This is a genomic window from Aeromonas sp. 600276 (assembly GCF_049175815.1).
Classification (GTDB): Bacteria; Pseudomonadota; Gammaproteobacteria; order Enterobacterales; family Aeromonadaceae; genus Aeromonas; species Aeromonas dhakensis.
The window spans coordinates 297,065-310,108 of the sequence record NZ_JAAKVU010000001.1; the positions used below are offsets into that span (position 1 = coordinate 297,065).

The window sequence follows — 13,044 nt, forward strand, 5'->3', positions numbered from 1 at the left end:
CCGGACCGGCCCCTGCCCTACCCCGCGCCAGCGGCGGAACCGAGCTCACGCCCCTGACCGCCATCGCGCAGCTGACCCTGGCTGCGGTAGGGGATCACCTCCAGCTCGCCATTGATCTGCACTATCTCGTAGTACTGGGGCAGGTTGAAGTTGCTGAACTGGCCCGCGTCGCTGAAGCGCTCGTGGCTGGAGGTGTAGAAGCGGTTCACCCCCTGCACCAGCTCATCCTTGTTGCCGGCGAAGTGCTGGTAGATCTCCACCCGGTTCGCCTCGTCCAGGATATAGATGTTGGTGCCCGCGTCCCGGGTATCGAAGAAGAACTGCACCAGCCCCTCGCTGGCGTAGGCGTCGACGATGCCGGGCAGGTGCTGGCTGTGGGTCTTGTCGAGCCGCAGCGGCAGGTGATCCAGCTTGTTGTGGGAGATGTGGCGGTAGAAGTCGACCGCGTTCTCCAGCTTCTTGACCGACACCCCGCGCCGCTCGAAGAAGATGCCGTACTTCTCCTTGCCGAGCGCCAGCGTCTTGACCAGCTGCTGCTTGTCGCGGGCCAGACGCAGCTCGATGCACTCGGCCACCAGCTGCTGGAAGCGGCTGCGCACCAGGGAGCGGAAGTGCTGGCTGTAGCAGAACACCTCGATCATCTCGGGGGCGACGGCATCCTGATGCATCTTGCCGAGTATGGTGGTGAGGGCGTCTACCACGGCTTCATCCCCCTGGAAGTGGAGGGTACGGATCTCGCTCCAGGAGTTGCGATAGACCAGATCCACCGACCCTACCAGACACTCCAGGTTGCGGCCGAACGAGAAGACGTCGGCGGCGTTGGCGTCGAATTCGATCACCTGACCCACCCAGTGGCTGGTCGGATCCGTCTCCAGGTTGAGGAAGATGGAGAGCTGGCGAATTTCGCACGGCCGGCTCAGCGCCAGGTTGGTGGCACGGGGATACTTGACCGGGAAGGTGCCGGAGAGATCGCGACAGAACTGGTGCAGGTTGTCGATGTGCAGATCCGAGCCCTGGTTGAACAGGTGCACCCGGGACTGGGGCGTCAGCAGGCCATTGAAGTAGGCCCAGGAGACCAGCTTGCTGATGTAGCCGTTATATTCGAGCGGCGCCCGACCGATGATGTCCACCGGCTCCAGCGAATGCTTGTAGAGATACCAGCCGGCGCGGTTCAGACGGCCGTGCGGCACCTGCACGAAGCTGAGATCCGGCTCGCTCAAGTCCGGCGCTATCTTGAGGTTGATGCGCTGCACCTTGCCCGGCAGGCTCTCGAACGCGGCATAGAGCTTGCGCGACAGTATGCCGATGTCTTCCGGGTTGATGGACTCGCTGATGTTGTTGCGCCGGGCAAACTGGATGAGGTTGCGGTAGCTCTGCATCAGGGCCTCCAGCAGCTCAGCGTAGGCCACCTTGACGTCCTCCACCTTCCACTCCTGGCGGTGATCCAGATGCTGCAGCCGCTCCCGGCTCCAGCCCCAGTAGTCCACCAGCTGGGTCATCAGCTCGCGGCGCCAGGCCGGGGAGTGATCCTCTTTCGGATGGCTGAGGCCGTCGCACACCTTCAGATAGAAACAGCGGCGCACCAGATCGAGCCGCTGCATGTCGCCGATGGACTTGAGGTAGTTGGTCACCTTGTCCAGCATCAGGCAGTAGTTGTCGAGCCGGTAGTGCATCCCCTCGTTGTGCTGGAACCAGTCGCGGCTGGTCACCGACAGCAGGCGGGTGTTGGGGTACTCGTGGGAGTAGGCCTCCATCAGCACCGACTTGAGCACTGCTTTGTAGGGGGAGTCGATGCCCTTGTAGAGCTGCCAGAGGGCAGAGCCGAAATACTCCTCGGCCGGAATGCGGTTGAAGCCCCCCAGATCGAGCCAGTCATCCTGGCTCAGCTTGCCGTGGGCGAACAGGCCGTTGACGTAGTCGTCGTAGTGATCGTCATACTCGGCAGGCACCAGATACCAGAGCAGCCGCTTGCCGGCGATGTGCATGGCGCTGCGGTAGAACTCGTCGAGCAGCAGCAGGTGCTGGGCGCTGCCGCAGCTCTCCCCCTGCATCTGGGCGTCGTTGCGCTGGCGGAACTTGTCCTCGGGGATCAGGAAGAAGTTGAGATCGACCCCCCGCTGCTCGGCCCACTTGGAGAGTTGCTGACACTTGAGATCAAGCAGCGCGAGCCGCTCCTGCGACAGACCGGCCACGTGGCAGACCCAGATGTCGAGATCCGAGTGGCAGCACTGACCGATGGACGAGGTGCTGCCCATGGAGTAGAGCCCCTGGATCGACTTGTCATGGGTGGTGAGGCCGTTCTGGCAGTTGGCGTTCTGGCAGAGATCCTCGATGAAAGCCTGCTGGGCGTCGTTGGCGGTAAAACTCCAGATGCCGTGCGGCACATCCCCCGCCACATAACCGGGCAGCAGGGGGTGATTGAAGTGCAGCATGACGGGTAACAGCTGGAAGACCTGCTGCCCGTAGCGACTCATGAGACCTAACGCCCGCTGCGTCTTGAGACGATTGATGTCGTCGTAGCGCGCCACCAGCGTGTCGAGTTTTACCAGCAATGCCCTGCCTATACGAGGTGATAAATGACGCACCAAAAAGGGGAGACGTCAAAAAAGTGTGATCATGTTAACAATGCAAACAGCGGTGGTAAACAAGCCCGCACACAATCGCCGGATTATTTATGACAAGTCACTAAACAGTATCATTGGAAAGCAATAATTTTTTTAAATTTCAATTAATTAACCTTGCATTTTAGTTTAATGAAAATCATTTTCAGCCGCTGTTTTTGAGCTTGGCCCCGCTTTTGCCGGCTGTGCCATGAAAGCCCCTGCAAAGGGTGGTAAGATCGTTTTCCTTCTAAAGATGAAACAACTGATTGATATGGCAGCCCGAACCCTGAAAATTGCCACTCGCAAGAGCCCCCTGGCCATGTGGCAGGCCAACTTCGTCAAAGACCGGCTGGAAGCCCTGTACCCCGAGTTGCAGGTCGAGCTGGTCCCCATGAGCACTCAGGGTGACAAGATCCTGGATACCCCGCTCGCCAAGGTCGGCGGCAAGGGGTTGTTCGTCAAGGAGCTGGAAACGGCCATGCTGGAGGGACGGGCCGACATCGCCGTGCACTCCATGAAAGACGTGCCGGTGGAGTTCCCCGAGGGGCTCGGCCTGCACACCATCTGCGAGCGCGAAGATCCGCGCGATGCCTTCGTCTCCAACCGCTTCACCGCCATTGACGAGCTGCCGCAAGGCGCCGTGGTCGGCACCTCCAGCCTGCGTCGCCAGTGCCAGCTGCGAGCAGCACGCCCGGATCTGGTCATTCGCGACCTGCGCGGCAACGTCAACACCCGTCTCGCCAAGCTGGACGCCGGTGAATACGACGCCATCATCCTGGCCGCCGCCGGCCTGAAACGGCTGGAGATGGCGCACCGCATCACCGCCTTCATCGAGCCGGAACAGAGCCTGCCCGCCAACGGCCAGGGCGCGGTCGGTATCGAATGCCGCCTCGACGATCACGAGCTGCACGCCCTGCTGGCCCCGCTCGAGCACCCCGAGACCCGGATCCGGGTGCTGACCGAGCGCGCCATGAACCGTGCCCTGCAGGGGGGCTGTCAGGTCCCCATCGGGGCCTACGCCCTGGTAGAGGGAGAGGAAGTGTGGCTGCGCGGCCTGGTGGGCTGCCCGGATGGCAGCCGCGTCATCCGCGACGAGATCCGCGGCCCGCTGGCCGACGGCGAGGCCCTCGGCCACACCCTGGCCCAGCGCCTGCTGGCCGATGGTGCCGATGCCATCCTGGCCGAGGTCTACCGGGCATGAGTGCGGGCCGGTTCGAAGCATGGCCGCCATGCCGGAGCCAACCCTGATGGTCCCGCTGGTGGTGCGCCCGGCCGCCCAGGCCGCCGAACTGGTGGCACTGCTGCGCCAGCACGGCCACGCACCGCTCTGCTGCCCGCTGCTGGAAACCGTGGCGGGCGGCGAGCTGCAGCGCCTGCCCGAACTGCTGCCCCAGGCCGACATCGTCATCGCCGTCAGCATGCATGCAGTTAATTTCACTCATCATTTTCTGTTGCAAACTGGTCAGACCTGGCCAAATATTGACTACTTTGCAGTCGGCCAGGCCAGCGCGGACGCCTTTTCGGCCGTCGGCATCACGGCAGCCTGCCCGGAGGATCCGCGCAGCGAGGGGCTGCTGGCCCTGCCCGGCCTGCAACAGGTGAGCGGCAAGCGGGTGCTGATCCTGCGCGGCAATGGTGGCCGGGATCTCATCGCCCGGACGCTGGCCTCACGCGGCGCACTGGTGCACTATTGTGCGGCCTATGAGCGCCACTACCCCGCCCTGGACGGGGACGCATTGACCCGCCACTGGCAGGCGGCCGGGCTCGACAGCCTGCTCGTCACCAGTGGCGAACTGCTGCAACGGCTGCTGGAACTGGTCCCGGACCGGCAGCAGCCCTGGCTGCACGACCGCCTGCTGGTGGTCCCCAGCCCGCGGGTGGCCGAGATGGCCGCGGCGGCGGGCTTTACCCATATCACGATTGCCCAGGGTGCATCCAACCAGGCCCTGACGGCCGCTCTGGAACTGAGGAAGATGGAATGACTGAACAGCAAGAAGTCCAGCCGAGTGCCGCGGCCTCCGTGGCCGACAACAAGCAACCCGGCCAGCAGGTCAGCAACAACAAGAAGGGCGGTTCGGGTGCAGTGCTCGGCGGTATCGCCATCCTGCTGGCCCTCGGCCTGACCGGCGGACTCTATCTGCACGGCCACCAGAACGCGGTGGCCCAGCAGGCCGAACTTGGCGCCCTCAAGCAGCAGCTGGCTGACGCCATGGCCAAACTGGATCAGAGCAACAGCAAGGATGGCGAACAGCTGGCCGCCCTCGGCAAGCAGCAACAACTGCTGCAGGATGAGCTCAAGGGTCTGCAGACCCGGGTGCTGGATCTCAACGACAAGCGCCCCAACGACTGGATGCTGGCCGAATCCGAATACCTGGTGCGGATGGCCGGTCGCAAGCTCTGGCTGGAACACGATCTCGTCTCCGCCATCACCCTGCTCGGCAATGCAGACGAGCGCATCAAGGCGCTCAACGATCCCAGCCTGATGCCCATTCGCAAGGCGCTGGCCGAAGACATCGCCCAGCTCAAGGGGATGCCGCGCATCGACCGCGAGGGGCTGACCCTGAAACTGGCCGCCCTCTCCGATCAGATCGAGCTGCTGCCGCTCTCCACCGTCAGCATGCCGGAAGCCAAGGCCGAGCCCGACCAGGCCGTCAGCACCAACCCGGACGAATGGGAGAGCAACCTCAAGAAGAACTGGGTCAAGTTCACCGAAAACTTCATCACCATCCGTCGTCGCGACGGCGCGGTGGAGGCCCTGCTCTCCCCGCAGCAGGAGATCTTCCTGCGCGAGAATCTCAAGACCAAGCTGCTGCAGGCCCAGCTCGCCGTCTACCGCGAGCAGCAGGCCCTCTATGACGACAGCCTGGACAAGGCCCAACGCTGGCTGACCCAGTACTTTGACACCGACAACAGCGCCACCCACTACATGCAGTCCGAGCTGGACAAGCTCAAGGGGGAGCAGATCCAGTTCAACTACCCGGATCGCTTCAAGACCCAGGCCATGCTGGAAGAGGTGCTGACCGAGCGCCTGCAGCGCATTCTGGCCAGCAACTGAGGAGGGCACCATGATTCGTCTGATTGTACTGGTGGCCGTGATGGTGGCCGGCCTCATCTTTGGCCCGCAGGCCTCCGGCAACAAGGGTTATGTGCTGATCTCGCTGGGCAACTACACGGTGGAGTCCTCGGTCACCAGCGCGGTGATCCTGGCGGTGCTGTTCTACGGTCTCCTGCTCATTGTCGAGTGGGTGCTGGGCCGGGTATTCGGCCTGCGCCGCAAGACGCTGGGCTGGTATGGCTCGCGCCGGCGCCGCAAGGCCAACCAGCAGACCGTGGCCGCCACCCTGGCCATGGCCGAGGGGCACTACAGCCAGGCCGAGAAGCTGATGCTCAAGGGCGCCAGCAACAGCGACACCCCGCTGCTCAACTACCTGAGCGCCGCCAAGGCAGCCCAGGCCCGTGGCGATGACGTGCGCCGGGACCAATACCTGCAAAAGGCGCAGGAGGAGAACCCCAAGGCCGAGCTGGCGCTGACCCTGACCCAGACCCAGCTGCAGATCGAGCAGGGCCAGTACGACACCGCGCTGGCCATGCTGGAATCCGTCTACTCCCTCAACCCGCGCCATCCCATGGTGCTGGATCAGCTGCGTCAGGTGCACCTGGCCCGCGAGGACTGGACCGCCCTCATCGACCTCATTCCGGCGCTGCACAAGGTGGGCAAGCTGACCCCCAAACAGGAAGAGGATCTGCTGCAACAGGCCTGGCGTGGCCGCCTCGACGCCGCCAGCGGCGCCCTCGATACCCTGCGCCCGGTGTGGCAGGCGCTGCCGCGCAAGCTGCGCCAGGATCCCGAGCTGCTGGCCGCCTATGGCGATCGCCTGCGCCAGCTGGGGGCCGACAATGAAGCGGCCGAGCTGTGGCTGGATGCACTGCGCAAGCAGGTCTCGCCCCAGCTGCTGGCCCGTCTGCCCAAGCTCAGGCTCGACAGCTACCAGCCCCTGCTGACCCTGCTGCAGAAGATCCAGGATCAGCCGGGCGTCGACGCCGCGCTGGCCCAGGTCTACCTGCTGGCCGGTCAGCTGGACGAGGCCCAGCGCCTGCTGGAGCAGGAGGTCGCGAAGGCGCCCAACGCCGCCGTCTACCACGCTCTCGGTCAGGTGATGGACAAGCGCCGCCTCACCAACAAGGCCAACGAGTACTACCGCCAGGCATTGCAGCTGGCAGATGTTTGACGCAGTTCGTCGCGAAACAGAAAGAGGCCGCATTTGCGGCCTCTTTTTATTGGGATTGTTCCGAATGGCAGATTTCCCTTCTCCCCTCGCGGGAGAAGGGTCGGGGATGAGGGGGAACCAGCTACCACCCTCACCCTACCCTTTCCCTGAGGGAGAGGGTCAAGGGGTCAGGCCGTCAGTCGCTCCAGCTCACCGATGAGCCAGATGGCCTCTTCCCTGTGGTAGCCGCACACGTCCTGCATGGGACGAAAACCGCTGCACACCGCCGGCCGCTCGGGCTGGCCGAAGATCTTGCAGCCCAGGTGCGCATCGAGCTGCACGCAGGGCACGCCGGCCGGTTTGCCGTCGGGCATGCCGGGAATGGCACTGCTGATACTGGGGGCGATGCAGCAGGCACCGCAACCTTGACGACATTCCATGTAATGCTTTCCTCGGCAGGGCGAACCAGTTTAGCAAAGGGCGGGGATTTTCCTCACTGTTATCCCGGCCCTGCCATGAAATAGTCCCCTTGCCAACAGACAACAAAAAGCCCGACAACGTCGGGCTTTTCAGGCGGTACCATGCAGGTTGCCCCGCGCGCATCCTGATTAGAGGATGATGTCGCGTACCACGCTGTCTTTGCGATCCAGGAAGTGAATCGACTTGATGCGGCGGATGGTCCGCGACTTGCCACGGATCAGCAGGGTCTCGGTGGTCGCCATGACGCCGTCGCTGGTGATGCCGTCCAGCAGATCCCCCTTGGTGATGCCGGTGGCCGAGAAGATGACGTTATCATTCTTGGCCAGGTCTTCCAGCTTGAGCACCTTGCTCACGTCGATGCCGAGTGCCTCGCAGCGGGCAATCTCCTGCTCGCCCAGCGCACGCACTTCCGGGCTGTCGCCCTTGACCTGATGACGGGGCACCAGGCGGGCCTGCATGTCGCCGTCCAGCGCACGGATCACCGCCGCCGAGATCACCCCTTCCGGCGCGCCGCCGATGCCATACAGCATGTCCACTTCGCTGTCCGGCAGACAGGTGAGGATGGAGGCCGCCACGTCGCCGTCAGGAATGGCGAACACCCGCACACCCAGCCCCTGCATCTCCTTGATCGCCTTGTCGTGACGCGGCTTGGCCAGGGTGATCACGGTCAGGCGGGAGAGCGGCTTGCCGAGCGCCTTGGCCACGGCTTTGAGGTTCAGCTCGAGCGCCTGATCGAGGTCGATGGCACCCTTGGCCTTGGGACCCACGATCAGCTTCTCCATGTACATGTCGGGGGCCTTGAGGAAGGAGCCCTTGTCGCCGACGGCCAGCACGGCCAGGGCATTGGCCTGACCCATGGCAGTCATGCGGGTACCCTCGATGGGATCAACCGCGATGTCCACCGCGTCGCCCAGACCCGTACCCACCTTCTCGCCGATGTAGAGCATGGGGGCTTCGTCAATTTCACCCTCGCCGATCACAATCTCACCATCGATCTGGATCTGATTGAGGATATGGCGCATGGCCGCAACGGCCGCCCCATCGGCGATATTCTTGTCACCACGTCCGAGCCACTTGTAGCCAGCCAGTGCAGCCGCTTCCGTCACTCGGGAAAACTCGATTGCCAGTTCACGTCTCATCGCATATCCAACCTTTGGAGCTCGAAAACGGGCGGCATTCTACCACAAGGGCAAACCTTTGCGCGCAAAAGTGGCGGTTCGTCACACAAAACACGGCCCTTTCACCAATTTGACATCAAACCGCCACCGACACTTCACGAGAGTGTCACCCCGCTGTCATCCCCCCTGCCTAGCATGGCCCCGTCTTTTACAACAAAGCTTGCAACACAAGGGATTAAGATGAAAAAGCTGACTGTAGTGGCACTGGCTCTCACCGCGGCCTTCCAGGCTCACGCCGTTGAAGTTTACAAGAATGACACCACCACCCTGGATCTGTACGGCCGCATCTACGCCGGCCAGTTCTTCGGTGACAAGAAGGAAGGGGTCGACAGCACCCATCCGAACGGAACCCAGGAGTACAGCGACAAGCAGGGCGCCAACCAGTTCGTCCGCTTCGGCGCCAAGGTCGACAGCCAGATCAACAGCCAACTGAAGGCGCTGGCCCAGTACGAAGTGCAGATGTACATCAACGACAGCGAGAAGACCATCAGCGAGAACTCCGACAACCTGCGCACCCGTCTGGCGTTCGCCGGTGTCGGTGCCGACTGGGGCAACATCACCTTCGGTCGCCAGAAGGGGGCCCCGGGCTTCCTGGCCGACTGGACCGACGTTTCCCTCTCCGACGGCTACGGCAACGAGGCCCTCGGCGCCAAGACCGACACCTTCGCCACCAACCGCGCCGGTTCCGTGCTGAAATACTCAGGTCTGTTCAACGGCTTCCAGATCGATACCAGCTACAAGTTCGACGGCGGTGACACCGAAGAGACCACCAGCAAGGACAGCGATGCCGCCTACGGCGCCGCCGTGGCCTACACCTTCCCGTTCAACCTGGCGCTGGGTACCGCCTACAACGTGGGTATCCGCGACAAGAACGGGGAAGAGGATGCCAAGCTGTGGCTGCTCTCCGCCAAGTACGACAACAAGGCAGTCTACGCCGCCCTGAGCTATGCGGACGGCAGTGACTTCCTGGCCACCGGCAAGGATCACACCGGCTGGGAAGGGGCGCTGGGCTACAACTTCGAGAACGGCTTCGGCCTGATGGCGCTGTGGAACAAGCAGAAGGTGGAGCAGTCCGGCAAGGCCGACTACGACTCCATCGACTACTACACCCTGGGCGCCCAGTACAAGTTCAACAAGAACCTGCGCGTCATCGGCGAGTACCGCATCAACAACCTCGACAGCAAAGAGAGCGGCAAGCTCAACGTCAAGGATGACTTCCAGCTGGCGGCCCGCTACGACTTCTAAGTCGGGCCCCTCTGCTCTGCGCGCGCCGGCTGATGCCGGCGCGCTCTTTTTTGTCCGCCCCGACGCGCCCGGCCCTCCATGATCTAGGCTCAACAGAGCCAAGACGAGGAGATCATCATGCCGCTACGCCTGCTCATCTGCTGCTGCCTGCTCTGCGCCCTGCCCGTTCAGGCGCTGACCATCGCCATGGTGTTGTGGCGCGGCGAAACGGACGCCGAGCGCGGCTTTCGCGACGAGCTCAACCGGCTCGGTCATCACCCCACCTTCGTCACCTTCAACGCCAATCAGGACAGAACCGCGCTGGCCACCCTGCTGCGCCAGCAGCTGCTGCCCTCCCTCGCCGATTACGACTACATCTACTGCTTCGGTACCACCGCCACGGCCATGGTCAAGAGCCTGGTGGGCAACCGCAAGCCGCTGATTTTCAGCATAGTGTCCGACCCCGTCGGGGCCGGTTTCCTGTCCGACGACAAGACGGAAAACCGGATGGTGGCCGGCACCAGCAACATGGTGCCGATGGCGCTGCAGCTCGCCAACGCCCGCCGCTATCTGCCCGCCAGCAAGGGGCTGCTGCTGCCGTTCAACCCGCGCGAGCAGAACACCCTGCTGACCGGCGAGATGCTGCTGCGCGAGGCCCGGCGCTACCAGTGGGAACTCACCACCTGGCGCATCGCACCGGACAAGCGGCGACTGGCCAACGAGCTCAAGCGGCTGCAGCGCGACGCCAAAGAGAGCATCGTGTTTCTCGCCGCCGACAGCTACCTGCTCTCCATCGCCCCCGAGCTGCTGGCCGCCCTCAACGAGGCGGGCATCCCCACCATCTGCAGCGCCGAGCTCTATGTGGAGCACGGCTGCACCATCGGCACCATCAGCAGCTATCAGGCCCTCGGCCGGATGGCGGCCAACATCATCCACCGCAACCTGCAGGGCACCCCGCTGCAGGATATCCCGCTGCAGACCGACCCGGCGCCGCGGCTGGTGCTGGGCAAGCAGCTGGCCGGGATCGCCCCCGCCGCCACCGACCACTGAGCCCTTTTCCCCTTCTTCTCTCCTCCCGTCACCTTGCCGACAGGGCCCCCTGCCGGCAAGGCGAGTCATCCGATACCCAGCCCCATCGTCAAAACATGTTTCTATTGCACAGCTAATGAAAATCAATATCATTAGCATCCTCTCAAATGAGAGAAAACAAAATAATTACAAATAAATCAACAAGTTCAGACCATCAGGTCGCTTCTTCAAGAGTCAACACGCAACATGCACACACCTCACCACCCGCGCACTCTGCTGAGTGTCGCCCTGCTGGCCCTGAGCGCCGGCGCACACGCCGAAGACGAGACCATGACAGTGGTCGGCAAACGCAGCCAACATGAAGAGGTCGCCACCGCGACCCGTACCAACACCCCGGCCAAGCTGGTGCCGCAGGCCATCGACAGCGTCAAGGCGAGCGAGCTGACCGCCTTCGGCCAGCCCACCCTGAGCGAGGCCCTGACCGGCATCCCCGGCGTCAACGCCAGCGGTGACACCCGCTTCGACGGGGTCAACATCCGCGGCTTCAGCGCCAGCAACGACTTCTATCTGGACGGTTTTCGCGACGACATGCAGTACACCCGCGACCTTGGCAACACCGAGCGGGTCGAAGTGCTCAAGGGACCGGCGGCGGTGCTCTACGGCCGTGGCAGCACAGGCGGCATCGTCAACCGGGTCAGCAAGAAACCGCAGAAGGGGCTGGAGTCCAGCGTCAGCGCCCAGGTCGGCAGCTTCGACAGCCGTCGGCTGGCCGCCGACCTCAACGGTGAAGCGGGTGAGCAGGTGCAGGTGCGCCTCAACCTGGCCCAGGAAGACAAGGACAGCTTTCGCAACGGCGTGACCAGCAAACGCACCCTGCTGGCCCCCTCCGTCAACTGGGAGATCAACGACAAGCTGAACTGGCTGCTGCAGTACGAGCGCAACGAGCACGACCGCACCCCGGATCGCGGCATCCCCGGCGTCAACGGCCGCCCGGCCGACGTGCCCAAGGAGTATGTCTACAGCGATACCCGCCGCGACTTCATCGACGATGTGGCCCAGTCCACCCGTTCGCGCCTCAGCTGGGACATCAACGATCAGTGGCAACTGCGCCAGCAGCTGGGCTACACCAGCCTCGACAGCCAGTTCGACAACACCTATGTCACCAGCGTCAAGGGTGACAAGGTGACCCGCGCCCGCTGGCAACAGGATCTCAAGGCCAACAGCCTGATCAGCAACACCGAGGTCGAAGGCCAGCTGCAGACCGGCCCCGTCGAGCACCGCCTGCTGGTGGGCTTCGAGCAGAACTGGCAGGAGCGCACCCCCAAGCTCTACCAGAACGCCACCGCGATCCCGGCCGGCAACCTCTATGATCCGGGCTCCCTGCCCACCTACGACGGCGCCATGAAGCTGTCCAGCGACGCCAACCACAAGGTGCGCGGCTACGGCCTCTATGTGCAGGATCAGCTCAGCCTGGGCGACTGGCACCTGCTGGCGGGTCTGCGCCGCGACGACTTCACCGTCACCAGCCGCCGCAACGACCTCAACAAGGAGGAGACCGTCTCGGTCAGCAGCCTAAGCCCGCGCCTGGGCCTGGTGTGGAACCCGATCGAGGAGCACGCCTTCTACGCCTCCTACAGCAAGACCTTCACCCCGGTGGGCGGCGAGCTTATCGGCATCACCCCGGGCGACAAGAACAACAACCTGGATCCTCAGCACACCCGGCTGTACGAGGGCGGCGTGAAGAGCGACTGGCTGGATGGCCGCCTGGCGACCACCCTCTCCCTCTACCGACTGGAGATGTACAACAAGCGCAGCAAGGATCCGCTGGATCCCACCAAGGTGATCCTCACCGGTCTGCAGCGCACCGAGGGGATCGAGCTGAGCGCCCGCGCCCAGCTGACCGACGAGCTCTACCTGCGCGGCGGTATCGCCATCCAGGATGCCGAGCAGGTCAAGGCGGACGCCGATCTGCAAGGCAAGCGGCCGATGAACGTCTCCCGCCAGAACGGCGAGCTGTTCGCCGGCTATCAGAGCGGCAAGCAGGGCTGGTTCGGCGAGACCGGGGTGACAGCGGTGGGCGATCGCTTCGCCGACAACGCCAACACCACCACCCTGCCCGGTTACGCCCGCTTCGACGCCCGGGCCGGCTACCGCTGGCAACAGTGGGAAGCCCAGCTGAGCGTGGAGAACCTGACCGATCACGACTACTTCGTCAGCGCCACCAGCGCCTCCCAGATCATGCCGGGCACACCCCGTCAGCTGCATCTGAGCGCCGCCTACCGCTTCTGATCCCTCCCTTTTCCCGATCCCTCTGGCCAGCTC

10 protein-coding genes are annotated in these 13,044 nt (G+C 63.6%); 7 read left to right on the forward strand and 3 right to left on the reverse strand.

Annotated features, from left to right (window positions below; translation table 11 throughout):
* Positions 1-17: 17 nt before the first annotated feature.
* Positions 18-2,552: a class I adenylate cyclase gene (locus G5134_RS01420; protein WP_065018404.1), complete on the reverse strand. Its 2,535-nt coding sequence runs from the start codon at positions 2,550-2,552 to the stop codon at positions 18-20.
* Between the two features lie 322 nt (positions 2,553-2,874).
* Here G5134_RS01420 and hemC point away from each other — a divergent pair, with 322 nt between their 5' ends.
* The 4 genes from hemC to G5134_RS01440 are packed head-to-tail and all read left to right on the forward strand — an operon-like array spanning position 2,875 to position 6,832.
* Entirely contained in the window at positions 2,875-3,804 is a 930-nt protein-coding gene (gene hemC, locus G5134_RS01425; RefSeq protein ID WP_156559942.1) for a hydroxymethylbilane synthase, read from the forward strand.
* A 46-nt stretch (positions 3,805-3,850) separates the two neighbouring features.
* On the forward strand, positions 3,851-4,585 hold the full coding sequence (locus G5134_RS01430; RefSeq protein ID WP_065018424.1) for a uroporphyrinogen-III synthase: 735 nt from the start codon (positions 3,851-3,853) through the stop codon (positions 4,583-4,585).
* A complete protein-coding gene (locus G5134_RS01435) occupies positions 4,582-5,658 on the forward strand; it encodes a uroporphyrinogen-III C-methyltransferase (protein WP_065018406.1) in 1,077 nt (358 codons plus the stop codon). The genes G5134_RS01430 and G5134_RS01435 overlap by 4 nt, the downstream gene beginning before the upstream one ends.
* Positions 5,659-5,668: 10 nt before the next feature.
* Positions 5,669-6,832 carry a heme biosynthesis HemY N-terminal domain-containing protein gene (locus tag G5134_RS01440; protein WP_187268668.1) on the forward strand — a complete coding sequence of 388 codons (1,164 nt, stop codon included), beginning with the start codon at positions 5,669-5,671 and terminating at the stop codon, positions 6,830-6,832.
* A 167-nt stretch (positions 6,833-6,999) separates the two neighbouring features.
* Here the strand turns inward: G5134_RS01440 and G5134_RS01445 are convergent, their stop codons facing one another.
* Positions 7,000-7,251 (reverse strand): YkgJ family cysteine cluster protein, encoded by a 252-nt coding sequence (locus G5134_RS01445; protein ID WP_421231825.1) that lies wholly within the window; start codon positions 7,249-7,251, stop codon positions 7,000-7,002.
* A gap of 168 nt (positions 7,252-7,419) precedes the next feature.
* Positions 7,420-8,430: a class II fructose-bisphosphatase gene (glpX, locus tag G5134_RS01450; RefSeq protein ID WP_016349240.1), complete on the reverse strand. Its 1,011-nt coding sequence runs from the start codon at positions 8,428-8,430 to the stop codon at positions 7,420-7,422.
* A 219-nt stretch (positions 8,431-8,649) separates the two neighbouring features.
* On the opposite strand from glpX, the gene G5134_RS01455 reads away from it, so the two are divergent.
* The 3 genes from G5134_RS01455 to G5134_RS01465 all read left to right on the forward strand — a co-directional run bounded on the left by G5134_RS01455 (position 8,650) and on the right by G5134_RS01465 (position 13,011).
* Positions 8,650-9,714 (forward strand): porin, encoded by a 1,065-nt coding sequence (locus G5134_RS01455; RefSeq protein ID WP_139726485.1) that lies wholly within the window; start codon positions 8,650-8,652, stop codon positions 9,712-9,714.
* A gap of 117 nt (positions 9,715-9,831) precedes the next feature.
* On the forward strand, positions 9,832-10,743 hold the full coding sequence (locus G5134_RS01460) for an ABC transporter substrate-binding protein (protein ID WP_123245768.1): 912 nt from the start codon (positions 9,832-9,834) through the stop codon (positions 10,741-10,743).
* Between the two features lie 225 nt (positions 10,744-10,968).
* Positions 10,969-13,011: a TonB-dependent receptor gene (locus tag G5134_RS01465; RefSeq protein ID WP_025202305.1), complete on the forward strand. Its 2,043-nt coding sequence runs from the start codon at positions 10,969-10,971 to the stop codon at positions 13,009-13,011.
* Positions 13,012-13,044 lie beyond the last annotated feature (33 nt).